Annotated in this window: 22 protein-coding genes and 2 pseudogenes; 8 read left to right on the forward strand and 16 right to left on the reverse strand. The window is 68.8% G+C overall.

All coding sequences use genetic code 11. From position 1 onward, the window contains the following. Nucleotides 1–2: 2 nt before the first annotated feature. Nucleotides 3–1,325 (forward strand): fumarylacetoacetase, encoded by a 1,323-nt coding sequence (gene fahA / locus ACFJGX_RS03610; RefSeq protein WP_382325814.1) that lies wholly within the window; start codon nucleotides 3–5, stop codon nucleotides 1,323–1,325. Nucleotides 1,326–1,358: 33 nt separating this feature from the next. On the opposite strand, the gene ACFJGX_RS03615 is transcribed toward fahA, so the two are convergent. Next, a complete protein-coding gene (locus ACFJGX_RS03615; RefSeq protein ID WP_382322685.1) occupies nucleotides 1,359–2,048 on the reverse strand; it encodes a TerC family protein in 690 nt (229 codons plus the stop codon). A 211-nt stretch (nucleotides 2,049–2,259) separates the two neighbouring features. Here ACFJGX_RS03615 and ACFJGX_RS03620 point away from each other — a divergent pair, with 211 nt between their 5' ends. Continuing rightward, nucleotides 2,260–3,561 (forward strand): solute carrier family 23 protein, encoded by a 1,302-nt coding sequence (locus ACFJGX_RS03620; RefSeq protein ID WP_382327754.1) that lies wholly within the window; start codon nucleotides 2,260–2,262, stop codon nucleotides 3,559–3,561. 6 nt (nucleotides 3,562–3,567) lie between these two features. On the opposite strand, the gene ACFJGX_RS03625 is transcribed toward ACFJGX_RS03620, so the two are convergent. Next, nucleotides 3,568–4,191 carry a hypothetical protein gene (locus ACFJGX_RS03625; RefSeq protein WP_382322684.1) on the reverse strand — a complete coding sequence of 208 codons (624 nt, stop codon included), beginning with the start codon at nucleotides 4,189–4,191 and terminating at the stop codon, nucleotides 3,568–3,570. Between ACFJGX_RS03625 and ACFJGX_RS03630 the strand changes: the two genes are divergently transcribed. Together ACFJGX_RS03630 and ACFJGX_RS03635 are read left to right on the forward strand one after the other, a co-directional pair. Continuing rightward, a complete protein-coding gene (locus ACFJGX_RS03630) occupies nucleotides 4,190–4,903 on the forward strand; it encodes a hypothetical protein (RefSeq protein WP_382327757.1) in 714 nt (237 codons plus the stop codon). The two genes, ACFJGX_RS03625 and ACFJGX_RS03630, sit on opposite strands and share 2 nt — an antisense overlap. A gap of 70 nt (nucleotides 4,904–4,973) precedes the next feature. Next, complete coding sequence (locus tag ACFJGX_RS03635) at nucleotides 4,974–5,396, forward strand: hotdog fold thioesterase (protein WP_382163513.1); 423 nt, start codon at nucleotides 4,974–4,976, stop codon at nucleotides 5,394–5,396. 12 nt (nucleotides 5,397–5,408) lie between these two features. Here ACFJGX_RS03635 and ACFJGX_RS03640 read toward each other — a convergent pair whose 3' ends face one another. Next, complete coding sequence (locus ACFJGX_RS03640) at nucleotides 5,409–5,768, reverse strand: hypothetical protein (protein WP_382322682.1); 360 nt, start codon at nucleotides 5,766–5,768, stop codon at nucleotides 5,409–5,411. Next, the gene (locus ACFJGX_RS03645; RefSeq protein WP_291119221.1) at nucleotides 5,765–6,331 is read right to left on the reverse strand and encodes a cob(I)yrinic acid a,c-diamide adenosyltransferase; all 567 of its coding nucleotides are present in this window, start codon (nucleotides 6,329–6,331) and stop codon (nucleotides 5,765–5,767) included. Before ACFJGX_RS03645 ends, ACFJGX_RS03640 begins: the two co-directional genes overlap by 4 nt. Before the next feature lie 201 nt (nucleotides 6,332–6,532). Between ACFJGX_RS03645 and ACFJGX_RS03650 the strand changes: the two genes are divergently transcribed. Together ACFJGX_RS03650 and ACFJGX_RS03655 are read left to right on the forward strand one after the other, a co-directional pair. Then, a complete protein-coding gene (locus ACFJGX_RS03650) occupies nucleotides 6,533–6,760 on the forward strand; it encodes a hypothetical protein (RefSeq protein WP_382163517.1) in 228 nt (75 codons plus the stop codon). 85 nt (nucleotides 6,761–6,845) lie between these two features. Further along, a complete protein-coding gene (locus tag ACFJGX_RS03655; RefSeq protein WP_382322681.1) occupies nucleotides 6,846–8,270 on the forward strand; it encodes an FAD-binding oxidoreductase in 1,425 nt (474 codons plus the stop codon). A 21-nt stretch (nucleotides 8,271–8,291) separates the two neighbouring features. Here ACFJGX_RS03655 and ACFJGX_RS03660 read toward each other — a convergent pair whose 3' ends face one another. The 10 genes and pseudogenes from ACFJGX_RS03660 to mnmG all read right to left on the reverse strand — a co-directional run bounded on the left by ACFJGX_RS03660 (nucleotide 8,292) and on the right by mnmG (nucleotide 19,290). Further along, nucleotides 8,292–10,166 (reverse strand): ATP-binding protein, encoded by a 1,875-nt coding sequence (locus tag ACFJGX_RS03660; protein WP_382327759.1) that lies wholly within the window; start codon nucleotides 10,164–10,166, stop codon nucleotides 8,292–8,294. Beyond that, nucleotides 10,150–10,593 (reverse strand): LuxR C-terminal-related transcriptional regulator, encoded by a 444-nt coding sequence (locus ACFJGX_RS03665; RefSeq protein ID WP_382327761.1) that lies wholly within the window; start codon nucleotides 10,591–10,593, stop codon nucleotides 10,150–10,152. The genes ACFJGX_RS03660 and ACFJGX_RS03665 overlap by 17 nt, the downstream gene beginning before the upstream one ends. Before the next feature lie 411 nt (nucleotides 10,594–11,004). Continuing rightward, nucleotides 11,005–11,880, reverse strand: a complete 876-nt coding sequence (locus ACFJGX_RS03670) for a YbaY family lipoprotein (RefSeq protein WP_382327763.1) — start codon at nucleotides 11,878–11,880, stop codon at nucleotides 11,005–11,007. Nucleotides 11,881–11,973: 93 nt separating this feature from the next. Further along, a pseudogene (locus tag ACFJGX_RS03675) lies at nucleotides 11,974–13,531 on the reverse strand (methyl-accepting chemotaxis protein). Nucleotides 13,532–13,689: 158 nt separating this feature from the next. Further along, nucleotides 13,690–14,616: a ParB/RepB/Spo0J family partition protein gene (locus ACFJGX_RS03680; protein ID WP_382322677.1), complete on the reverse strand. Its 927-nt coding sequence runs from the start codon at nucleotides 14,614–14,616 to the stop codon at nucleotides 13,690–13,692. Nucleotides 14,617–14,636: 20 nt separating this feature from the next. Then, nucleotides 14,637–15,176, reverse strand: a complete 540-nt coding sequence (locus ACFJGX_RS03685; protein ID WP_382322676.1) for an RBBP9/YdeN family alpha/beta hydrolase — start codon at nucleotides 15,174–15,176, stop codon at nucleotides 14,637–14,639. Nucleotides 15,177–15,192: 16 nt separating this feature from the next. Beyond that, nucleotides 15,193–15,963, reverse strand: coding sequence for a ParA family protein (locus ACFJGX_RS03690; protein ID WP_297399002.1), 771 nt, complete (start codon nucleotides 15,961–15,963; stop codon nucleotides 15,193–15,195). Between the two features lie 11 nt (nucleotides 15,964–15,974). Beyond that, complete coding sequence (locus ACFJGX_RS03695; RefSeq protein WP_382322675.1) at nucleotides 15,975–16,589, reverse strand: LysE family transporter; 615 nt, start codon at nucleotides 16,587–16,589, stop codon at nucleotides 15,975–15,977. Between the two features lie 61 nt (nucleotides 16,590–16,650). Beyond that, nucleotides 16,651–17,325: a 16S rRNA (guanine(527)-N(7))-methyltransferase RsmG gene (gene rsmG / locus ACFJGX_RS03700; protein WP_382327765.1), complete on the reverse strand. Its 675-nt coding sequence runs from the start codon at nucleotides 17,323–17,325 to the stop codon at nucleotides 16,651–16,653. Beyond that, a pseudogene (gene mnmG, locus ACFJGX_RS03705) lies at nucleotides 17,322–19,290 on the reverse strand (tRNA uridine-5-carboxymethylaminomethyl(34) synthesis enzyme MnmG). Before mnmG ends, rsmG begins: the two are co-directional and overlap by 4 nt. A gap of 137 nt (nucleotides 19,291–19,427) precedes the next feature. On the opposite strand from mnmG, the gene ACFJGX_RS03710 reads away from it, so the two are divergent. Further along, a complete protein-coding gene (locus tag ACFJGX_RS03710; protein ID WP_382322674.1) occupies nucleotides 19,428–20,015 on the forward strand; it encodes an NADPH-dependent FMN reductase in 588 nt (195 codons plus the stop codon). 13 nt (nucleotides 20,016–20,028) lie between these two features. Here ACFJGX_RS03710 and ACFJGX_RS03715 read toward each other — a convergent pair whose 3' ends face one another. Together ACFJGX_RS03715 and mprF are read right to left on the reverse strand one after the other, a co-directional pair. After that, complete coding sequence (locus ACFJGX_RS03715) at nucleotides 20,029–21,417, reverse strand: virulence factor family protein (protein WP_382322673.1); 1,389 nt, start codon at nucleotides 21,415–21,417, stop codon at nucleotides 20,029–20,031. Continuing rightward, nucleotides 21,414–23,984 carry a bifunctional lysylphosphatidylglycerol flippase/synthetase MprF gene (gene mprF / locus ACFJGX_RS03720; protein ID WP_382327767.1) on the reverse strand — a complete coding sequence of 857 codons (2,571 nt, stop codon included), beginning with the start codon at nucleotides 23,982–23,984 and terminating at the stop codon, nucleotides 21,414–21,416. Before mprF ends, ACFJGX_RS03715 begins: the two co-directional genes overlap by 4 nt. 116 nt (nucleotides 23,985–24,100) lie before the next feature. Here mprF and ACFJGX_RS03725 point away from each other — a divergent pair, with 116 nt between their 5' ends. Then, a complete protein-coding gene (locus ACFJGX_RS03725) occupies nucleotides 24,101–24,361 on the forward strand; it encodes a YkgJ family cysteine cluster protein (RefSeq protein WP_382325812.1) in 261 nt (86 codons plus the stop codon). Nucleotides 24,362–24,382 lie beyond the last annotated feature (21 nt).

Here is a 24,382-nt window from a genome sequence, read left to right on the forward strand (position 1 = left end):
CCATGGAACTCAACCACACCCACGACGCGAACACCCGCAGCTGGCTCGAATCGGCCAACGCCCCGGGCACCGATTTCCCGATCCAGAACCTGCCCTTCGGCGTCTTCCGCCGCAAGGGTTCCAGCGAGGCCTTCCGCGGTGGCGTGGCGATCGGCGACCAGGTGATCGACCTGGCCGCGATCGCGCGCGACAACGCGGTCTCGGGCCCGGCTTCGCAGGCCGTCAACGCCTGCACCGGTGACGCGCTCAACGACTTCCTGGCCCTGGGCCCGACCGCCTGGCGCGCGCTGCGCCACGCGCTGTTCGACCTGCTCAAGACCGGCGCCAACGGCCCCGGCGTGAACGCGCTGCGCGCCAGCCTGGTGCCGCAGGCCGAGGTGGAGATGCGCGTGCCCACGCGCATCGGCGACTACACCGACTTCTACACCTCCATCCACCACGCGCGCAACGTGGGCCGCGTCATGCGCCCGGACGACCCGCTCACGCCCAACTTCCAGTGGCTGCCGATCGCGTACCACGGCCGCGCCTCCAGCGTGGTGGTCAGCGGCACGGCGTTTCGCCGCCCCATGGGCCAGGCCATGGCACCGGGCGCCGCCGCGCCGGTCTACGGCCCCTGCCGCCGGCTCGACTACGAGCTGGAGATGGGCTTCTACATCGGCCCGGGCAACGCCATGGGCCAGCCGATTCCGCTGGCCGAGGCCGAGCAGCACATCTTCGGCATGTGCCTGCTCAACGACTGGTCGGCGCGCGACCACCAGTTCTGGGAAATGGCGCCGCTGGGCCCCTTCCTGGGCAAGAACTTCTGCACCACGGTCTCGCCCTGGATCGTGACCCTGGAAGCGCTCGCGCCCTACCGCGTGCCCTTCGCGCACCCGGCCGACGAGCCGCAGCCGCTGGCCTACCTGGACAGCGCGGCCAACAGCGAGCGCGGCGGCGTGGACGTGCAGCTCGAAGTGCGGCTGGAGTCGCGCGAGCATCGCGAGCGCGGCATCGCGCCCGACCGCCTCTCGGCCACGAGCTTTCGCCACCAGTACTGGACCATCGCGCAGATGGTCGCGCAGCACAGCGTGGGCGGCTGCAACCTGCAGCCCGGCGACCTGCTGGGCACCGGCACCATCTCGGGCCCCACGCACGCCGAGGCCGGCGCCATCGTGGAACTCAGCGTGGGCGGCACAAAGGACGTGCCGCTGCCGGGCATCGGCGCGCAGCGCCGCTTCCTGGAAGACGGCGACACGGTGATCCTGCGCGGCTGGTGCGAGAAGCCGGGCGCGGCGCGCATCGGCTTCGGCGAGAGCCGGGGCGAGGTGCTGCCCGCGATCGGTTGAGAGACGGGCGGGGCCAGGGCGCTGGCGCCCCCCTCAGGCCTCGGCCTTGCTCGTGGCGCGGGCCTGCATGAACTTGCCCAGCCCCACCACCAGCAGCGCCCCCGTGGCCGCCGCGACGTAGTGCAGCCAGGGGTGGGCCATGGTGTAGCCCTGCATCAGGTGGTCGTTGACGACGGTTTCGCCGCCAACCCAGCCGATCAGGGCGGCGCCCAGGGTCACGATGACCGGGAAGCGCCCCATGAGCTTGATCATCAGCGTGGAGCCGAAAACCACCAGCGGAATGCTGATCGCCAGGCCCAGGATCAGCAGCACCATGTTGCCCTGCGCCGTCGCGGCCACGGCGATCACGTTGTCCAGGCTCATCACCAGGTCGGCGATCAGGATGGTGCGGATGGCGGCCATCATCGTGCCCGTGCCCTTGTGGTGCCCGTCCTCGCCGTCTTCGTCGCCGCTGAGCAGCTGGTAGCCGATCCACAGCAGCAGCACGCCGCCGATGACCTGCAGGAACGACAGCTCCAGCAGCTTGGCCGCCACCACCGTGAGCACGATGCGCAGCACCACGGCCGCGCCCGAGCCGAACAGGATGGCCTTGCGTTGCTGCTCGGCCGGCAGCGAGCGCGCCGCCAGGGCGATGACGACGGCGTTGTCGCCCGACAGGATGATGTTGATCCAGATGATCTTCACCAGACCGACCCAGAAGTCGGCGGTGCTGAGGAATTCCATGGTGTCTCCAGCGTTTCGGGTTTGAAGGGTGAAGGCGCACTTTAGGAGCGAAAAACGGCCTCCCTCATGCGGGGTTCTGCGTAAACTTTGCGCGCCTTGGAGTCGAAACTTAAGCGTGTTAAGTCTGCTGCGGCTCAGAGGCTTTGCGGGCACAATGCCTGCGGCGCGAGGGGCGCCTTTTTTCACAACACGACAACGAGGAGACCGTGCCATGGGCATGTTCAACTGGACGGAGAAATCGGCTTCCACGCTCAACCAAGGCGGCGTGATCGCGCCCGATGAGCGCCTGCCCTGCGCACAGACGGCGGTGATGGGCGTGCAGCACTTGATCGCCATGTTCGGCGCCACGGTGCTCGCCCCCATCCTGATGGGCTTCGACCCCAACGTCGCCATCCTCATGAGCGGCATCGGCACGCTGATCTTTTTCCTCATCACCGGCGGCAAGGTGCCCAGCTACCTGGGTTCGAGCTTCGCCTTCATCGGCGTGGTGATCGCCGCCAGCGGCTACGCGGGCCCGGGCCCCAACGCCAACATCGGCGTGGCGCTGGGCGGCATCATCGCCTGCGGCCTGGTCTACACCCTCATCGGCGCCATCGTGCAGGCCGTGGGCACGGGCTGGATCGAGCGCTTCATGCCGCCGGTGGTCACCGGCGCGGTGGTCGCGGTGATCGGCCTGAACCTGGCCGGCATCCCCATCAAGAACATGGCGCCCACCGGCTTCGATGCCTGGATGCAGGGCATCACCTTCGTCTGCGTGGCGCTGGTGGCCGTGTTCACCAGCGGGATGGTCCAGCGCCTGCTGATCCTCATGGGCCTGATCATCGCCAGCATCCTCTACGCCGTGCTCACCAACGGGCTGGGCATGGGCAAGCCGCTGGATCTTTCCGGCATCGCCAACGCCTCCTGGTTCGGCATGCCCAGCTTCAGCGCGCCGGTGTTCCAGATGAACGCCATGCTGCTGATCGCGCCGGCGGCCATCATCCTGGTGGCGGAGAACCTGGGCCACATCAAGGCCGTGACCGCCATGACCGGCCGCAACCTGGACCAGTACATGGGCCGCGCCTTCATCGGCGACGGCGTGCGCACCATGGTGGCCGGCAGCGCGGGCGGCACCGGCGTGACGACCTACGCCGAGAACATCGGCGTGATGGCCGCGACCAAGATCTACTCCACCGCGATCTTCCTGGTGGCGGGCCTGATGGCCGTGCTGCTGGGTTTCAGCCCCAAGTTCGGCGCGCTGATCCAGGCCATTCCGCTGGCCGTCATGGGCGGCGTGTCCATCGTGGTGTTCGGCCTGATCGCCATCGCCGGCGCCAAGATCTGGGTCGACAACAAGGTCGATTTCTCCGACAACAAGAACCTGCTGGTGGCCGCGATCACGCTGATCCTGGGCACGGGCGACTACACGCTGAAGTTCGGCGGCTTCGCGCTGGGGGGCATCGGAACGGCCACCTTCGGCGCGATCATCCTGTACGCCCTGCTCAACCGCGGCCGGGCCACGCCCAAGGCCTGAGCCTCCTCACCGGCGCGTGCGCTCGGGGGCGGCCTTGTCCGCCCCCACCTTCGGCGGCCCGCTGACCGCGCCGCCGATCCGGGACCCGATGGCGGTGCCGATGCCCGGCAGGATCGCCGTGCCGACCGCCGCCCCGGCCAGGGCGCCCCAGGAAATCTCCACCGCCGGCTCGCGCGTGGGCCCCTTCGCGGCGAAGGGCACGCTCACGATGCCGCCACCGATCGCCAGCTCCCCTTGCGCGTCGATCTGCTGGCGGTGCAACGTGGCCTTGCCCGTGGCGCTGTAGCTGCCCGCCACCGCCTTCACCTCGGTGAACTCCGTCCGCATGCCCTGTTCGGTGTTGCGCGTGGCCATGACGCCGCTGAGGCTGTCCAGCGGCGTCTGGCCGGCGCGGTCCTCGCCCAGGGACTTGATGGCCTTGTCCAGGTCGATGCGCAGCAGGCGGGCGCGCTCCACGTCGAGCACGCTGCGCGTGCGCAGCGAGCGGAACAGCTCGACCGCCGTGTCGCCTTCGGCGCTCAGTGCCGTTTGGCCCGAGGCAAGGCCACCGACGAACGAGCGCCGGTGAAAGGCGCCCATCAGCGCAGCCACGTCCACGCGCCGTGGCGCGAGCTCCCCTTGGAGCACCATGCGGCCGTCGGCCGAGGCTGCGCAGCCGTGCCTGGCCGTTCGCCGATCCGCCACCCGCCTGCACACGCAGCTGGTAGAGGTCCGCGCCGCCTTCGGCTCGGCCGTCGCGCGTGGCGTCCAGCGAGACCGGTGGATTCGCGTCCGGCCGGCGGATCTGCAGGCGGCCCGGCCGACGGTCCTCGTCCAGCTCGATCTCGCCCTCGTACACCAGGGGCACCTCGCTGTAGGAGATGTAGGTCACGTCGGTGAACACGATCGAGCGCAAGACCAGCGTGCCCGCCTGGCTGTCCGTGGTCTTGCCCCGGTAGGCGGCCAGCGCCTTGCGCGGCACCACGGCGCCATCCACCTCCAGGCGGTCGATGACCAGTCGCTTGCGCCACAAGGGCATGAGCTGGGGGCGGATCGCGATGCGCCGCACCTCGATGGCTTCGGCTTGTTCGGTGCGGGCGTCCAGCACCTCGACTTCCGGCACGCCGAGCACGCGCCAGCGCACCGCGCCCACCACGAGCTTCTGGCCCAGGCGGGCCTCGAATTCGGCCTCCACCCGCCGCGCCAGCTCGTCATCGCTGGGCAGCCACGCCCACACGGCCAGGCAGGCGAACACCAACAGCGCCACCAGGGCGGCTGCGGCCAGGGCCCAGCGGCGTGCGAGTGTCATGAAGGGGGTTGCTCCAACCTGGATGGTGCGGGCGCGCGCCGCCGCCGTCTGTAGGCATTCGCCGCCTTCTGCGTGGGAAACCGGCCGTCTCCTATAGTGACCCCACCATCACAGGAGCCCGACCTTGCCCATCTGGAAAAAACCCATCTCCGTCGCCGAACTCACCGCCATCCACAAGGACACCGCCGTGCAACACCTCGGCGTGGAGTTCCTGGAGGTCGGCGACGACTTCATCCGCGCCCGCGTGCCGGTGGACACCCGCACCAAACAACCGTATGGCCTGCTGCACGGCGGCGTGAGCGTGGTGCTGGCGGAGACGCTGGGCTCGTGCGGTGCGGCCTACAGCTGCCCCGAAGGCCACCGCGCGGTGGGCCTGGACATCAATGCCAACCACCTCAAGGGCGCCACCAGCGGCTGGGTGACCGGCGTCACGCGGCCGGTGCACATCGGCCGCACCACGCAGGTCTGGCAGATCGACCTGACGAACGAGGCGGGTGAACTCACCTGCGTCTCGCGCATCACGATGGCGGTGCTGGGGCCGCGCTGACCGGTCGGCGGCTCAGCCGCGTTCGCAGCGCCCCTGCGCCGTGGCCTGGCTCCGGAAGTCGCTGGTCCAGGTCTGGGCGGCGGTGTCGATCTGGATGCGCTCGTTGTCGACCGCAGTGAGGATCACGGTCTCCCGCACCGTGAAGGTGTAGACCGGCACGCCGTCGATGTGCACCGAGCGCACGCGCTTCTTGTCGTAGCCGATGCGCACGGTGCGCGTCCACGTGGTGCGCGCGGGCTGGTAGGCCGCCTCGCACACCAGCGTCACCTCACTCGCCGTGTCGGCCTTCTTGCCCTTGCCTTGCGCGGCGGCAGGCCCCACCACCCCGGTGGCCAGGCCCAGCACCAGCCAGGCGGCGACGGCGACCCTCATGGTGCGTCGGCCTTGGCCAGACGCTCGCTCTTCCAGTAGACGTCGTCACCGCCGTTCATGCGGTTGAGCACACGCGCGAGCACGAACATCAGGTCGCTCAGGCGGTTGAGGTACTGGCGCGGCGTTTCCTTCAGCTCTTCGGCTTGACCCAACGCAACCACGGCGCGTTCGGCGCGGCGCGCCACCGTGCGGCACACATGGGCCTGGCTGGCCGCGCGGTTGCCGGCAGGCAGGATGAACTCCTGCAGGCGCGGCAGGGCCTCGTTGTGCGTGGCCAGCGCCTCGTCGAGCGCGAGCACGGCCTCGGGCTTGAGCAGTTCAAACCCCGGGATGGACAGTTCACCGCCCAGGTTGAACAACTGGTGCTGGATCTCCACCAGCAGCTGGCGCACGCCCTCGGGCATCTCCTCGCACAGCAACACGCCGATGTGCGAGTTGAGCTCGTCCACGTCGCCCATGGCGTGCACGCGCAGACTGTCCTTGGAAACGCGGGTGTTGTCGCCCAGCCCGGTGGTGCCGGCGTCGCCGGTGCGGGTGGCGATCTGGGTGAGTCGGTTGCCCATGAAATGCCTCTTGTTGGCCGATGGTGAGACAGCGATTGTCCCCGAGGTCGGGCATCCGGCCGGAACCCGTAACCGGATGAGGGGAAATGTGTCTGAGGCAAAGGTGTTTGGCAGAGCGCAACGGCAGGCAAAAGCGCTTGGCCCGGGCCGATGATGCGGGCGTAATGCGGCTTCGTTCCCCGTTTCAAAGGAGTCACACCGATGTCCCGCTTTCGTCTCCAGTCCCCGCTCTCCATCTCGGATTTCGAGAAACGCAGCGTGCAGCTGATGGCCGCCTGCGCCCTGGGGCTGGCCGGTCTCTCCAGCGTGCAGGTCGCACCGCCCACGCGCCACGCCCTCTCCGCCTTCACCCCGTCCTCGCGCCAGGCCGACACACCGCGTCCCGTGCGCCTGAACCCCCACACCGCCCTCCTGCCCGCCCGCCGCTGAGGGCGGGGCGCCCGGGCCGCACACGGCGGCCCCCAAGGCTTAAACTGACCGACTGCACACCCCACTGCTGCCGGAGACAAGCCCCATGAACGCCCCCACCGCCCTGAGCCACCTCACCCCCGAAGTCCACCAGCGCGCCGTCCCGGCCGAGTTCCTCACGGCCCTGCAGGCGCGATTCGGCGCGCAATGCTCCACCGCCCTGGTGGTGCGCGAGCAGCACGGCCGCGACGAGTCGGTGTACGAGGTGCCGCCGCCGGTGGCCGTGGTGTTCGCCGAGAGCACGCAGGACGTGGCCGATGCCGTGAAGCTGGCCGCCCAGCACCGCGTGCCGGTGATCCCCTTCGGTGTGGGCTCCTCGCTCGAAGGCCACCTGCTGGCCGTGCAGGGTGGCATCAGCATCGACGTGAGCCGCATGAACAGCGTGCTGTCCATCAACGCTGAAGACCTGACCGTGACCGTGCAGCCCGGCGTGACGCGCAAGGCGCTCAACGAAGCGGTCAAAAGCGAAGGCCTGTTCTTCCCGATCGACCCGGGCGCCGACGCCTCCATCGGTGGCATGTCGGCCACGCGCGCCTCGGGCACGAACGCGGTGCGCTACGGCACCATGCGCGAGAACGTGCTGGCGCTCGAAGTCGTCACCGCGCGCGGCGAGGTCATCCGCACCGGCACACGCGCCAGAAAGAGCAGCGCCGGCTACGACCTCACGCGCCTGATGGTGGGCAGCGAAGGCACGCTGGGCGTGATGACCGAGATCACGCTCAAGCTCTACCCGCTGCCCGAAGCCATCTCGGCCGCGACCTGCTCCTTCCCCACCATCGAAGCCGCGGTGCACACCGTGATCCAGGTGATCCAGCTCGGCGTGCCGATCGCGCGCTGCGAACTCATCGACCACAACACCGTGCGCATGGTCAACACGCACAGCAAGCTCGGCCTGCGCGAAGAGAACATGCTGCTGATGGAATTCCACGGCTCGCCCGCGAGCGTGAAGGAACAGGCCGAGACGGTGCAGGAGATCGCCAGCGAGTTCGGTGGCAACGCCTTCGAATGGGCCGACACGCCCGAGGAGCGCACGCGCCTGTGGACGGCGCGGCACAACGCCTACTTCGCCGCGATCCAGAGCAAGCCGGGCTGCCGCGCGATCTCCACCGACACCTGCGTGCCCATCAGCCGCCTGGCCGACTGCCTGCTGGACTCGGTGAGCGAAGCCGACGCTGCCGGCCTGCCCTACTTCCTCGTCGGCCACGTGGGCGACGGCAACTTCCACTTCGGCTACCTGATCGACCCCAACAAGCCCGAAGAGCACACGCTGGCCGAGGAACTCAACCACAAGCTGGTGGCGCGCGCGCTGAGCCTGGAAGGCACCTGCACCGGCGAACACGGCGTGGGCCTGCACAAGATGGACTTCCTGGTGACCGAGGCCGGCACCGGCGCGGTCGACATGATGCGCACCATCAAGCGCGCGCTCGACCCGGACAACATCATGAACCCGGGGAAGATCTTCGCGCTTTGAGGTCCTCCAGCTGCATGCCTCTCACATGGAGGCGCATTCCGTCACGGACACGCCCACCGAAGTTCCTTTGCCGCGCACGCTAGCGAGCTTGGTCGACTGCCCCAGCAAGGTCGCCATGCGCTTGACGCTGTACAAGCCAATTCCCATGCCCTCGGGCACGCGCTCCAGCTCGCCGCCGCGCTGGAATGCCTCGAAGCACCGGGCCGCATCGGCCTCGCTCATGCCGATGCCGGTGTCGATCACCATAAGCCACAGACGCCCCTGCCGGCGGCGGCAGCCGATGAGGATGCGGCCGCCTTCGTCCGTGTAGCGCAAGGCGTTGGACAACAGGTTGCGGGCGATGCGCTGCAGCATCAAAACGTCGGTGCGGACAAGCCGGTGCACCGGCAGGTAGCGCAGGGTGATGTGGTGCGCCCGCGTCCACTGGCGAAACTCCTGCACCACGGGTTCGAGCACGGCGTGCAGGCTGACCACCTTGAGGTCCAGCACGGGTTGCTCGTTCGTGCTCATCTGGCGCATGCTGACCATGAAGTCGTTGACGGTTCTCATGGCTTCGTCAATGCCTTGCAGAAGCCCCTCCTGTTTGCGCAGGGGTGCATCCCGCAAAGCTTGCACGTACAGGTTCACGCTCTGCAGTGGCTGCAGAAGGTCGTGCTGCGCGGCGGCGTAAAGCAGGCTGCGGTCTTGCGCCCGCGAGACGCTGGCGCGCAGCAGGTTGCGCCTGCGCAGAATCTGCGCACTGACCGCACAACCCAGCAAGGCCGCCACCAGGGCGCCCTGCACGAAGTTGGAGATCAGGGTGACATGGATGGGCAGTTCCATCAGCCGATAGAGCACATACAGCAGGCCCGAGAACGCATAGACCCCCCACACGGCCAGAAACAGCAAGCGGTGCATCTCCGCGCGCCGGATAGCGTGGCGCAAGGCCAGGACCATCATGGCGAAGGCGTAGACAGTTCCGCCCATCACCAGCATCCGGCGGGAGGTGTAGGGCCAGAGGCCTGCCACCAGCGGCACGACCATCAGCCAGAGCCATGCGCCCAGGCTCAGCAAACGGTCCGCCATGGGGTCCTCGGCGCGCGTGTCCAGAAACACCCGGGCGTGCAAGGCGCTCAGTCCGAGCAGGCCGACGTAGCCGGCCCAGCCCAGCCACCCGGTCTGCCAGCGATCCAGCCACGGCAGCAAATGGTGCATCGCGCCGGAGACCCACATGGCTCCCAGCATCTCGCAGGCTGCCATGGCCAGGAACAGAGGCAGTGAGCGGTCCGCCGCCACCGGGATCAGCGTCAGCACGTACAGCACCACCACCAGGGGCACGGCCAGCATCATGCCGATGCCCAGATGCAGCTTCCCCTGCGTCAGCACGAAGGCGTCGTCCTGCATCGCAAACAGAGGAAAGCGCATGAGGTTGTAGCCATCGAGCCGCAGCATCAGGCGCACCTCCTGCCGGCCCTGCAAGTGAAGCCGCCAGGCTGGGTAGAGCAGACCGGAGGAGATGGCGAGTGGACGAAGACGCTCCAGTTGCGCATGCTCCACCCACTGCCCGCGGTCGTCCTGCAGCCACAGTCGCACCTCATCCTGGGTTGGCAACTCGTAGGTGAGCACCCAGGATCGGGGCTTGGCATCGGGGTTGTTCAGGGTGAGCTGCGCCCAGTAGGGGTAAGGCAGGCCCTCGCCAAAGGCGTGGTTGGCGTGCGGCAGGCGGGCCGCCTGACCCGATGCGACCCGTGCAGCGATCTGTTCGGGACCGTATTCGCCCTGGGGGTCGGCCACGGCCTGCAGCGCCGACCACAGCGGCACTCGGTCCGTGACGGGGTCCAGCGCCATCGCGGCCGCACCGGCCCAAGTCCCGAACAGCAGGGCCGCCGTGAGCAGCGGTCTAACCCAGCAAGCCATGCGCTTTGACCCATGCCATGTATTGCATGGAGGCCTGAGTCCGGTTCTGCACGCCCAGACGTTGAAAGATGGTGTTCAGATGGGTGCTGACAGTCTGCTCACCAATCTTGAGGCGCAACGCGATCTCCCGGTTGCGATAGCCACTCGCGACCTCGGCCAGCACCGCACGTTGGCGCTCCGTGAGCAGGTCGACGGGGTGATGTGGTGCCTCCCCCTCGCTGGCCGGCACCGACAGACCCAAAGCGCACGGCGTTGCCGATCCTGGCAGGAAAGGCTGGAGCTTCTGGACGAAGTTCTGAGGCAGCGCCGACTTGGAGATGAAGGCCTGCGCACCCAGGTCGAGCGCGGCCTGCTCGGTGGATTTGTCGTCGCTGGCGCTGAAGACGACGATGGCGATGCCCGGCGCCACCTCCCGCAGGGCGCGCAAGGTCGGCCAACCCCCGGGAATCCGGCAGATTGAGATCGGCAATGACCAAGCTGGGCGGCTCGCGCCGCCGCAGCAGGCGCTTCTTCGCCTGCATCAGCGAGCCCACGATCACGACGCCACAGTCCGCGTGGGCCTGAGGGTGCAGCACCGCCAGGCTGGCCGTGATCGAACGGATCATCATCGGGTGATCTTCGACGATGAGGATGTCGAAATGGCTCATCGCGCGGGAGATGAACTCAGGAATAACGAACCCATGTTGGATGTCCTCCCTCGGTTCTTGAATTGTTCGTATGGGCCCTTCTGAAAGAGGGCCTGGGCTCAAGAACGCTCAGCCGCGCAATCTATTTCGGCGCGCGCACCACAACGCACATGACGCACGAGTTCGCGTCATGAGTCATTGAAGGACTCTGTTCAGGGAACGAATCGACGCACCGGCACCCCGATGCGTGTACCCCGGGAGGTTCGATCGGTGGGCGTCAGGGCGCCGGGCGCGCCTCCAGCACCGCCACCTGTGCGCCCAGCCGGTCCAGCAGGCGCAGGCGCGGGCCCTGCATGGCCCACTGTTCGGTGGCTGCGCAGCGCGAACATGAAGGCGCGTTCGCGCTCCATGTCGGCCGCACAGGTCTGCAGTTCGCGGCGTGGGCCGCGCAGCATCTGCAGGGCCTGGCCGTTCAGGGTGTAGGTGCCGATGAGTTCGTTGCAGCCACCCGAGCCGGTCACGCGGCGGCCGTCGCTGTTCAAGACGAAGTGCGGCGCCTTGGCCGGGTCCTGCGTGGGCAGGGGCTGGCCGTCGAGCGACACCAGCACCCAGCGCACGTTCTCGATCCTGGGCGCGGCGGGCTGCGCGCGGGTGTCGACGGGGCGCAGCAGCACGTCGGCATGGGTCGTGCCCGAGTGGCCGAGCACGAGGTAGGCGCTGTCGGTGACGTACAAGGCCTTGCCGTCCACCAGGATCTCGGCGCGCACCGAGTAGCTGCCTTTCTCCTGCACCCGCCGCTGCTCCACCGGCAGGCTGAAGCGCAGCGGCTGCGGGCCGCTGGCGGGGCCGGCGAAGTGGGCCAGCGTGACGGAGCCGCCATCGGCGCGGGACACGTCGGCCACCGACACGTCAAGCACCGCGTTGGGCGGCAGGGCGATCGTCCCTTCGAAGCGGGCCGTGCCGGTCACGGTGTAGGACGGCGGGTTGGTGATGGGCGTGCCGCAGGCCGTGAGCAGCAGGCCGGTGGCCAGGGCGCCCAGCAGGGGACGGCGGGACACGCGTGGGCTGGAGAGGTTCGACATCGTCATCGGGAGGCTCCTGAAAAATGGGATGGTGTGCGGGACAGCCACCCCATTGTGCTCAGAAGTGCCCGCTCCGCCTGTGAAAGCCTGCAACCGGGCTCAGGCCGCCGCGCCCAGGCGGAACACCGCCACCGCCCGGACCAGGTCTTCGGCCTGCTGCCGCAGGCTGGTGGCCGAGGCGGACATCTGCTCGACCAGCGCGGCGTTCTGCTGGGTGGTCTGGTCCATCTGCAGAACAGCCTCGCCCACCTGGGACACCCCGGCGCTCTGCTCGGCGCTGGCGCTGGTGATCTCGCCCACCAGGTCGGAGACGCGGCGGATGCTGCCCACCACCTCCTGCATGGTGGTGCCGGCCTTGTCGGCCAGGGTGACGCCGCGTTCCACGCGCTCCACACTCTCACCGATCAGGTCCTTGATTTCCTTCGCGGCCTGCCCCGAGCGCTGCGCGAGGTTGCGCACCTCGCCGGCCACCACCGCGAAGCCCCGGCCCTGCTCCCCGGCGCGCGCGGCTTCCACCGCCGCGTTGAGCGCCAGGATGTTGGTCTGGAAGGCAATGCCGTCGATCACCGCGATGATGTCGGCGATCTTGCGCGAGCTGTTCTCGATGCCCTTCATGGTGTCGACCACCTGGTTCACCACCTCGCCACCCTGCTGGGCCACGCTGGAGGCGCCCTGCGCGAGCTGGTTGGCGGTGCGCGCGTGTTCCGCGTTCTGGGTCACGGTGCTGCCCAGCTGCTCCATCGATGCCGAGGTCTGCTCGAGCGCGCTGGCCTGGCTTTCGGTGCGGCGCGAGAGGTCGCTGTTGCCCGAGGCGATTTCCGCGCTGCCGTTGGAGACGGCCTCGGCCCCCTGCCGCACGGCGTGCACGGACGTGGCGCAGCCGTTCGGTCATGGTGCGCAGCTTGGCCAGGGCGCTGTGCGTGTCGCCCTCGCGCACCCGCATGGACACACCGAGGTCGCCAGACGCCACCGCGTCGGCGATGCGCTTGAGTTCATCGGGGTCGGCACCGAGGGAGCGCACCACCTTGCGCAGGTAGATCGCCAGCCCGGCCAACCCCAGGGCAACGACCACCACGGAGACCACCACGATGTTGCGGTCGAGCTTCGAGAGGCTCTCGATCTCGTCGATGCGGTAGGCCAGGCGCTCGCCCTGGCGCTTCTTCTCCTGGGCCAAGGGCTTCAACAGGGCATTGCGCGCGGGGATGGTGTGGTCCACCAGGTAGGCGAAGGCTTCGTCCTTCTTGCCTTCCTGGATGAGCTTCACGTTGGCCTCGCCGATGCGCCAGAACTCGGTCATGAGGGCCGGCAGGGGCGCGAAGGCCTGTCGCCCGGCGTCGTCGATCATGCCCTCGCCGAACACCTTGAGCGCGTCGAGCAGCAGGCGTTTCTTCTCGCCGATGTCCGCCAGCGTGGCGTCGAGTTCCTGGGGGTTGCGCGAGAGGATCGCGTGGCGCACCTGCAGCGAGGTGCGGGTGACGTTGAGCTCCAGCTCGGCAATGATCTGCAGCTGGGGCACGTTGGTTTCGTTGATGCGTTCGGCGGCATCCACCACCCGGCCCATCATGATCCAGACCGTGGCCGCGACGGCCAGCAGCAGCACGACGAGCGTGGCATTGATGAGCAGCAGCCGCTGCCCCAGATTCAAGCGTTGCGACATGGGTACCTCCTCAGGTGGCCCAAGTCGAGTGGCAACTTTCAGAGCAAGGCACAACGCCGCAAGACCGGGCCAGCTCAGGTTATGCGGCTGTCAAGTGGTGCAATGCGGGGAAAAAGCCGGGAGAAACAGGCCTGTTTCTCCCGGCGCAGGCGGGGCCGTCAGTGGGCAGCGGTGCCGCGCAGCCGGTCGATGATGCCGTTGAGGGCCTCCAGCGAGCCGAACTGGATCACCACCTCGCCCATGTCCTCGAAGCGGCCGTGGCGCTTCACGCGCTTCTTGACCCGGACCTCGACGTCCGCCGTCAGCAGGTCGGCCAGCTCTTCTTCCACCCGGCGGATGTCGCGCGATTTCTCCTTCTTGAGCTTCTGCGGCGCCAGCGCGAATTCGGCGCCCAGCTTCTTCACCAGGCCCTCGGCCTCGCGCACCGACATCTTCCTGGCCGCGATCTGGTTGCCGGCGGTGATCTGGTGGGCCTTGTCCAGGGCCAGCAGCGCGCGCGCATGGCCCATGTCGAGGTCGCCCGCCATCAACATGGTCTGCACCGGCTCGGCCAGCTGCAGCAGGCGCAGCAGGTTGCTCGCGGCGCTGCGCGAGCGCCCCACGGCCTGGGCCGCTTGCTCGTGAGTGAGTCCAAACTCTTTCACCAGGCGTTGCAGGCCATGGGCCTCTTCCAGCGGGTTGAGGTCTTCGCGCTGGATGTTCTCGATCAGCGCCATGGCGGCGGCGGACTCGTTGGGCACGTCGCGCACCAGCACCGGCACGCTGTCCAGGCCGGCCAGCTTGGAGGCGCGGAAGCGCCGTTCGCCCGCGATGATCTCGTACTTGCCGGCGTTCGGGCCATCGGCCAGCTGCCGCACCAGGATGGGCTGCATCACGCCCTGCACCTTGATCGACTCGGCCAGCTCGTACAGCGCGCCCTCGTCCATGCGGGTGCGCGGCTGGTACATGCCCGCCACCAGCTCGGTCACGGGCAGGCTGCTGGGCGCGCCCTCGGCGGCGGCCGGCGCGGCGGCGCCCTCTTCCACCTTGGGGCCCAACAGGGCTTCGAGTCCGCGGCCGAGGCCCTTGGGTTTCTTGGTGACCATGGGTCTTCTTCTTTCGATTGTCAGAGGTTCATGAGTTCGGCCAGCACGGCATGGCCGGTCGGCCAGTCGCCCAGGCCGGACTCGGCGTTGATGTGGCCGGCTTCGCCCAGGTCGACGAAGCGCGAGCCCCAGGCCATGGCGAACGCCTGGGCCCGCTCGAAGCTGCAGTACGGGTCGTTGCGGCTGCCCACCAGCACGCTGGGGAACGGCAGGCGCTGCAGGGAGATGGGCGACCAGCTCGGCAACACCGGGCGCATCTCTTCCCGCTCGGCATCCCCTGGCGCCACCAGCAGCGCGGCTTTCACACGATCGGTGTTCTTCGAGTGCGAGGCCCAGGCCGCCGTGTGCAGGCAGCCCAGGCTGTGCGCCACCAGCACGGCGGGTTCGTCGCAGCCCAGCAGCACCTCTTCCAGGCGGGCGATCCAGTCGCCGCGCTTGGGGCGCATCCAGTCGTGCTGGTCCACCCGGCGGTAGCCGTGGCTGGCCTCCCAGCGGCTCTGCCAATGGTCGGGGCCACTGTTCTGCCAGCCGGGGAGGATGAGGATGTTCTGAGGTTTCACGTGAAACACCCTCCGCTCAGAGCTTGCCGATGCGCGCGACCATCTCCTGCGCGAAGGCCACAAAGGCCTGGCTGCCGCGGGCCGCCGGGTCGAACACCACGCCGGGCAGGCCGTAGCTCGGGGCTTCGGCCAAGCGGACGTTGCGCGGGATCACGGTGTCGAACACCTTGTCGCCGAAGTGGGCCTTGAGCTGGTCGCTCACCTGCTGCTGCAAGGTGATGCGGGGATCGAACATCACGCGCAGCAGGCCGATGATGGCCAGGTCCTTGTTCAGGTTGGCGTGCACCTGCTTGATGGTGTTCACCAGATCGGTCAGGCCTTCGAGCGCGAAGTACTCGCACTGCATGGGCACGATCACGCCGTGCGCCGCGCACAGGCCGTTGAGGGTGAGCATGGACAGGCTGGGCGGGCAGTCGATCAGCACGAAGTCGTAGGCATCGCCCACCTCGGCCAAGGCGGTCTTCAGGCGCTTCTCGCGCCGCTCCACCTCCACCAGCTCGACCTCGGCCCCGGCCAGCTCCCGGTTGGCGCCGAGCACGTGGTAACCGCACTTCTCCGAATACACCGCCGCCTCGGCCACCGAGGCCGACTCCAGCAGCACGTCGTACACCGACAGCGCCATCTGCCGCTTGTCCACGCCCGAGCCCATGGTGGCGTTGCCCTGGGGGTCCAGGTCCACCATCAGCACCCGCTGGCCCACCTTGGCCAGGCCGGCAGCCAGGTTGACGGTGGTGGTGGTCTTGCCCACCCCGCCCTTCTGGTTCGCCACACAAAATATTTTCGCCATGGTGCTGCTTCTTATTTGGAGAGGGCCAGCTTGATGCCGAAGCCGATGAGGAAGACCCCCGCCAGCTTCTCCAGCGTGCGGCCGATGACCGGGTTGGCGCGCAGGCGCGCGGCCAGGAAGTGGGTGAGCAGCACGGCCACCAGGCCATAGAGGAAGGTGAGAACGGCCACGGTGACGGCCATGGCGCCGAAGGTGATCAGGCCCTGGTGGCGGGCCGGGTCCACGAACAGCGGGAAGAAGGCCATGTAGAACACGATGGCCTTGGGGTTGAGCAGGGTGATGACCGCCGCCTGCTGGAAATACTGGCGCGGGCGGATGTTGAGCACCGGGGCGTCGCCGGGTTTGGCGGTCAGCATCTTCCAGCCCAGCCAGGCCAGGTAGGCCGCGCCCAGCCACTGCACCGCGCTGAAGGCCGCCGGGTAGGCCGCGAGCAAGGCCGCCACACCGGCCACGGCCAGCCACATCAGCACCTGGTCCGCCGCGATCACGCCGAAGGTGGCGGCCAGGCCGCCGCTCACCCCACCCTTGCTGGTGGAAGTGATCAGCGCCAGGTTCCCGGGTCCGGGAATGAGCAAAAAGAGGACGATGGCGGCCACGAAAGCGCCGTAATCTGCGATGCCGAACATGGAGGAACCCCGAGAAGTGGAGGGTCGAGTTTAAGCGCCCGCCACGCGCCGGCTGTGATGTTCAGGCAACAGCGGCGGGGCCCGGGCGCATCCAGACGATGCAGCGCTCGGCCTCCAGGGCGGGCACCTGCAGCTGTTCCACGTGAAACACATCCACCCCGGGGGTGGCGGCGTTCAGGGCATCGAGTTCATCCGCCGGGTGTTTGCCTTTCATGGCGATCCAGATGCCGCCCTCGACCAGGGCGCCGCGCGACCAGTTCGTGAAGTCAACCAAGGACGCGAACGCCCGCGAGCACACCACGTCATAGCCTTGACCGGAGAGGGCGTTGAGACTCTCCACCCGGGCATGCAGGCCCCGCAGGTTGGGCAGCTTGAGCGTGGCCGCCGCCTGCTGGATGAAGGCCGCCTTCTTGGCCACCGTGTCCACGCAGGTCACCTGGATCTGCGGACACGCGATGGCGATGACCACGCCAGGCAGCCCGCCGCCCGAACCCACGTCCAGCAGCTGCAGCGCCCTGCCCTGCGTCTGTCGTTGCAGCGGGCCGATGGCGGCCAGGCTGTCGAGCAGGTGGTGCGTCATCATCTCGGCCGGGTCGCGCACGGCCGTGAGGTTGTAGACCTTGTTCCATTTCTGAAGCAGGCCGAGGTAGTCCAGCAGCAGGTCCACTTGACGGGCATCGAGGTCGAGCCGAAGCGACTGCAGCCCGGCCTGCAGGGTGGTGCGCAGATCGCTCATGCGGCGGCGTCGGCAGGCAAGGTGGCAAAGCCCTTGAAGCCACCCTTTTTCAGGTGGATCAACAACAGGGAAATGCTGGCCGGCGTGATGCCCGAAATGCGGGACGCCTGGCCCAGGGTCTCGGGCCGGTGCTTGGCCAGCTTCTGCCGCGCCTCGAACGACAGCGCCGTCACCTGCAGGTAGTCCAGGTCGGCCGGCAGCTTCAGGCCTTCGTAGTGGGCGGCGCGCTCCACCTCGTTCTTCTGGCGGTCGATGTAACCCGAGTACTTGGCGGCGATCTCCAGCTGCTCCACCACCGGCTCGAGCAACTCGGCCAGTGTTTCACGTGAAACCTCGGGCGCCGCGTGCTTGCCGCCGTCCATGCCCACGAGGTCCGCGTAGGCCACACCGGGCCGGCGCAACAGATCGAACAGGTTGTGCTCGTGTTCGATCGCCTTGCCCAGCACACGCTCGCCCTCTTCCGCCGGCAGGTTGCGCGGGTTCACCCAGGTCGCCTTCAGGCGCTCTGTTTCACGTGAAACCGCGTCGCGCTTGCGGCAGAAAGCGTCCCATTGCGCGTCGCCCACCAGGCCCAGGCGGCGGCCGGCTTCGGTCAGGCGCATGTCGGCGTTGTCCTCGCGCAGCTGCAGGCGGAACTCGGCGCGGCTGGTGAACATGCGGTAGGGCTCGGTCACGCCCTGGGTGACGAGGTCGTCCACCAGCACGCCCAGGTAGGCTTCGTCGCGGCGCGGCAGCCAGGCCGCTTCGCCGCGGCACTGCAGCGCGGCATTCAGCCCGGCGAACAGGCCTTGCGCCGCCGCCTCTTCGTAGCCCGTGGTGCCGTTGATCTGGCCGGCGAAGAACAGGCCCTGGATCTGCCTGGTCTCGAAGCTGTTCTTGAGCGAGCGCGGGTCGAAGTAGTCGTACTCGATGGCGTAGCCCGGGCGCAGGATGTGCGCGTTCTCCAGCCCCGGCATGCTGCGCACCAGCGCGTACTGGATGTCGAACGGCAGGCTGGTCGAGATGCCGTTGGGGTAGACCTCGTGCGTGGTCAGGCCCTCGGGCTCCAGGAAGATCTGGTGGCTGTCCTTGTCGGCGAAGCGGTTGATCTTGTCTTCCACGCTCGGGCAGTAGCGCGGGCCCACGCCCTCGATCTTGCCGGTGAACATGGGGCTGCGGTCGAAGCCCGAGCGAATGATGTCGTGCGTGCGCTGATTGGTGTGCGTGATCCAGCACGGCACCTGCTGCGGGTGCATCGCCGTGCTGCCCATGAAGCTGAACACCGGCACTGGCCGGTCCGGATTCATGCCGCCGGGCACGCCATCGCCCGGCTGCTCGGTGCACTTGGAATAGTCGATGCTGCGGCCGTCCAGGCGCGGCGGCGTGCCGGTTTTCAGGCGGCCCTGCGGCAGCTGCAGCTCCTTCAGGCGGGCCGAGAGCGACACCGCCGGTGGGTCGCCCGCGCGGCCGGCCGCGTAGTTGTTCAGGCCCACATGGATCTTGCCGTCCAGAAAAGTGCCCGCCGTCAGCACCACGGTGCGGCCGCGGAAGCGGATGCCCACTTGCGTTACAGCCCCCACCACCCGGTCACCTTCGACCATCAGGTCGTCCACCGCCTGCTGGAACAGCCAGAGGTTGGGCTGGTTTTCCAGCGTGCGGCGGATCGCGGCCTTGTAGAGCACGCGGTCGGCCTGGGCGCGCGTGGCGCGCACGGCCGGGCCCTTGGAGCTGTTGAGAATGCGAAACTGGATGCCGCCCTCGTCGGTGCGCCAGCGCCATCGCGCCCCCCAGCGCATCCACCTCTTTCACAAGGTGCCCCTTGCCGATGCCACCGATCGACGGGTTGCAACTCATCTGGCCCAGGGTCTCGATGTTGTGCGTGAGCAGCAGCGTGGCGCAGCCCATGCGCGCGGCGGCCAGCGCGGCCTCGGTGCCGGCGTGCCCGCCGCCAACGACGATGACATCGAATTCCTGTGGGTACAACATGGTGCTTCTTCCGGGGAAATGCAGGCCCGGTGCGCCCGGGCAACCTGCGATTGTCCCACCGTTGGGGATTTCCTGCCCCTTCCACCCTCTCACGGAACGCAGGAATGCTGCGCGGCGGCGGTGCCAGAATCCCGGCCATGAGCACCTTTCCACCCCTCCTCGTCTTCGCGGGCAGCACCCGCGCCCAGTCCCACAACCGCCGTCTGGCGCAAGTCGCCGCCGACCTCGCGCGCGCCGCCGGCGCCCCGGTGACCCACCTCGAACTGGCCGACTTCGACCTGCCGATGTACAACGCCGACCTGGAAGCGCGCGGCACGCCGGCCGCCGCGATCCGCCTCAAGGAAATCTTTTGCGCCCACCCGGCGTGGGTGATCTGCTCACCCGAGTACAACGGCAGCTACACCGGCCTGCTCAAGAACACCATCGACTGGGTCTCCAGCCCCGTCAAGGGCGACCCCGAGTGGGGCGACGGACTCAAGCCCTTCGCCGGCAAGGTGGTGGGCCTGCTGAGCGCCTCGCCTGGCGGTCTGGGTGGCCTGAGAAGCCTGTCCCACCTGTCTCCACTGCTATTGAATTTGCAGTGCTGGTTGACCCCGCGCCAGTTCGCGCTGGCGCGGGCGGGCGAGGCCTTCGATGCCAGCGGGCAACTGGCCGAGCCCGCGCGCCTGGGCGTGCAGGGCGTGGTCGACCAGGCGCTCTGGGCCGCGCAGCGCTTCAACAGCTGACCACCGCATGCGCTCAGCGCGTGCGCCGCAGGATCTCGTCGGCCAGCTTCTGGTACTCGCCGTTGAAATGGTGGTCCCCCGGCAGCGGCACCGGCGTCACCTGTGTGGTGGGCACGCGCGGGCAGACCGTGTCGCGGTCGTTGGTGCCGTAGACGCACAGCGTGTCGGCTGCCGCGAGCTTCTGCAGTTCGGGCTTGAGCGGCAGGCCGCCGCTGTCGCGCTTGACCCAGTTGCTCAGACGGAACTCGAACGACGCTTTCTCGCCCGGCCCGATCAGCACCGTGTGCGCCACCAGCCCACGCGAGCTCGCGGGCAGGCGCGGCACCGCGAAGGGCAGCACGTCCGCACCCTGCGAATAGCCGATCAGCAGCGCCCGGCTCTTCTTCCATTGCACGGCGAAGCTGCGCAGCACGCGGTCCAGGTCCTTGGCCAGACCCTCGGGCGTGCGCGCCGACCAGAAGTAGCGCAGCGAGTCCAGCCCCACCACCGGCACGCCCGCCGCCGCGAACTTCGCGGCCAGCTCCTTGTCGATGCCGGCCCAGCCGCCGTCGCCGGAAAGCAGCACGGCAAAGGTGTCGGAGGTGCCAGCGGAGGGCACGGGCACCAGGGGCAGGTCGGCCACACCGGTGTCGGGCGGGAGCGCCGCGACAGCGGGCGCGCGGCTGAGCTGTCGCTGCGCATCGAGCAGCGAGGACGTGGCATCCGGGCCGGCCACGTTCATCAGCTGGGCACCGCGCACCTGGGCCACAAAATCCTGTGCCGTCGCCAGCGCGCAGGCCTTGTCTTCACTGTCGCGCAGCACCGTCCAGGGCGCGTGCAGTTGCGGTGACGGCAGCAGCGTCAAGGCCGAGCTGTCGGCCCGGCGCGTGAAGTGCACGCCCTCACCCTTGCACAGCGGCCGCTTCACCGACAGCGTGGGACAAAAACCCATCGAGACCGCGCCGCCGAAGGTCTGGTCCGGTGCCTGCGCGAGCATCGCGTAGGCCAGCGTACCGCCCTGCCCCTCGCCCACCAGCAGCGGCGGGAAGTAGGCCGGCAGGCGCGCATACCCCTGCAAAAAGTGCGAGAGGTTTTCCAGGTCGCCATCGGGCAGCAGGCAGTCGCCGCCGTCCTTGGTCAGCGCGGCCAGCAGGCGCGGCGTGTGGATGCCGGCCACCAGCGCGCCCTGCCCGGCCAGGGCCTGCGCCTGGGCGGCCAGCGCGGGCGTCCAGCCGCCTTCACCCGAGAGGAACAGCACGAAGGACTTGGCCTCACCCAGCGGCCGGTACAGCGACAGGTTCTTGAAGTTGCCGTGCGAAAGTGTTTCGGTGGTGGCAGCGGCCTTCGCCTGCGCGAGCGCCACCCCGGGCAACGCCAGGGCCGCCAGCAGACAGGCCGCGATGAGCGAGGTCCTGGTCTTCATTTGGAGATCACCTTGCGCAGGCCACCCGCGATCAGCGCGGCCACGTCGGCCAGGATGAAAAACGGCGCGAACCCACCCGGCGAGGCCAGGTAGCGCGGCTCCCAGACCGGGTCGAATTTTTCCTTGAACGCGCGCAGGCCCTGGAAGTTGTAGAAGTTCTCGCCGTGGTTGAACAGCAGCCGGCCCAGGCGGTGCCAGTTGGGCGCCAGCGGGTGCTGCGCCATGCCCGAGAGCGGCACCATGCCCAGGTTGAAGCGTTGGTAACCCTGCGCCTGGAAATGCAGGATGGTCTGCGCGAAAAGAAAATCCATCGCGCTGCGTGGCGCGTCGGGCAGTTGGCGCATCAGGTCCACGCTGGCCTCCAGCTTCTGGTCGGTGCGCAGCAGCGTGGCGAAGGCCACGATGCGTTCGCCCTGTCGCACCACCGCCACCGGCTGGCGCAGCACGTAGTCGCGCCGGAACGCGCCCAGCGAAAAGGCTTTCTCCGCCGTCTGATGCTCGCTCAACCAGGCGTCCGAAATCAACTGCAGCTGGCTGAACACGGCCACCGCCTGCTCCGGCATCAGCACCTCGAAGCTCAGGCCATCGCGCTGCGCACGCGCCACGCCGTGGCGCAGGTTCGCGCGCGCCTTGCCCTGCAAGGTGAACGTGGGCAGGTCCACCAGCGCGCATTCGCCGAGCTTGTGCACGCGCAGGCCCGCGTCCAGGTACACCGGCAGGCCCTCGGGGCGCACCTGGTAGAAGGCCGCGCGCCCACCCGATTCGCGCGCCTGCTCCACGAAGCGCCACACAAGTTCGGCCCATTCATTCACCGGCCCCACCGGGTCGTACAGCGCCACCCACGAGCGGCCGCGCCGCCCGAACATGATGAAGGCGCGCTGCGTGTCCGACACCATCAAGCTCTTGTCGCCCATCATCACCAACCCGGCACCGGCCGAAGGCTGGGCGCGCACGATGCGCGCGGCCTGCTCCAGCGCGCCGCTGTCGGGCTTGACCAGCACCGCCTGCGGCCGGCGCAGCAGCCGGCTCAGCGCCACCGCGAGCGTGATCAGGCACACGGCCACCAGGGCGCGCAGCGAACGCGGCGCGTAACCGTCGAACTCGAACTGCCACCAGACCTGGTTCACGTAGTCCACGTCGCGGTACACGAAGAACAGCAACGCCGTGACCGCCATCACCACCGCCGCCACCGCGGCCAGCCAACCCCAGGTGAAGGCCTGCGAGAACAGCGCCGCGCGCCGATTGAACTGCTTGCGCGAGAGCGCCAGCGCGCCCGCCAGCACCAGCAGCAGCACCGCTTCCGACACCGCGATGCCCTTGGGCAGGCACAGCACCAGGCTCACCAGCGCCAGGCCCAGCCCGGCCCACCACGACGCGTCCAGCCGCAGGAACATGCCGCGCGCCACGAACAGCAGCGCCAGCCCCGCGATGCTGCCCAGGAAGTGCGCCGCCTCCACCACCGGCAGCGGCATGTGGCGCGAGAGCAGTTCGGTGGCGCCCTCGGTGGCCGGCGTCACGCCCGAGACCAGCAGCACCACGCCCACCACCCAGGTGAAGGCCGACAACAACAAGGGCGAGAGGCTCGCCGCCGCCTTCACCACCGGCGTGGCCGCGCCGCGCTGCCATTCGGCGCCCGCCAGCATCGCCACGGCCAGCGCCAGCGGCAGCAGGTGGTAGACCACGCGGAACATCACCAACGCCGCGGCCAGCTGCTCGGCCGGCACATGGTGGCCCAGCGCCAACAGCATCACCGCCTCGAACACCCCCAGGCCGGCCGGCACGTGGCTGATCACGCCCAGCGCGATCGCCAGCGCGAAGAAACCCACGAAGGCCGGAAAGGCAATGGCCCCGGCTGGCAGCAGAAACCACAAAGCGGCCGCGGCGGCCACCACGTCCACGGCCGAAATCAACAACTGCTGCAGCGCCAGCGACGCGCTCGGCAGGCGCAGCACCACGCCCCGGAACACCGTCTCGCCGCCGCGCCGGCAGAAACCAATGAACGCGCCCGCCGCCAGCAGCACCGCCACGGCCAGCCCACGCAACAGGCCCGGCGGCGTGCCGAACACCGACTGCACCGTGCCCGCGCCCCACACCAGCGCGCCCGCACCCACCACCACGATGCCGATGCCGAACCCGAAGGCGTTGAACACGATGGCGCGCGAGACCAGGCCCGCTTCCAGCCCCGCCGCCCCGTACAGCCGCATGCGCACCGCGCCGCCCGTGAGCACGCCCAGGCCGATGGTGTTGGACAGCGCATAGGCGATGAACGCGGTCTTCGCCACCACGCGCTGCGGCAGCTGCGCGCCCGCATAGGCCAGGGCCGTGCGGTCGTAGAACGTGAGCGCGAAGTAACTCGCCGCGGTGCGCAGCACCGACAACGCGAGCGCCGTGGCCGGTGTGGCGCGCACCGCGTCCACGATCTCGCCGTAGCTCAGCTCGGTCATGAGCTTGTGGCCGGCCTGCAGCAGCAGCGCACCCAGCAGCACGGCCAGCGCCGCATACACCCACAGGCGCCACTGGCTCAGACGGGACACCAGCGTCTCGGGGGTGGCGGTGGTCACGGGCATGAAGGGATGAACGTGTTCCGGTGAAAGGCAAGGGCACCCAGGGGCACCAGCGATGGACCAGTGTAAGCCCCTGCCCGCGCGCGACAATGCCACCCATGCTCCCCCCTGCTTCCGCCATGGCCTGCCGGCCCGGCTGCGCCGCCTGCTGCACCGCGCCGTCGATCAGCAGCCCCCTGCCCGGCCTGCCCCATGGCAAGCCTGCCGGCGTGCCTTGCCCGCACCTCGATGCCGCCTTGCGCTGCCGCCTGTTCGGCCGGCCCGAGCGCCCGGCCGTGTGCGGCTCGCTGCAGCCGCAGGCCGCCATGTGCGGCAACAGCCGGGAGCACGCGATGCATTGGCTCGGCGAACTCGAACGGTTGACGCAGCCCGCGCGCTGAAGCGCGCTTCGCGCTCCCTGC

This window comes from Hydrogenophaga sp. UC242_50 (genome assembly GCF_042697355.1).
In the GTDB taxonomy this organism is placed as follows: Bacteria; Pseudomonadota; Gammaproteobacteria; order Burkholderiales; family Burkholderiaceae_C; genus Hydrogenophaga.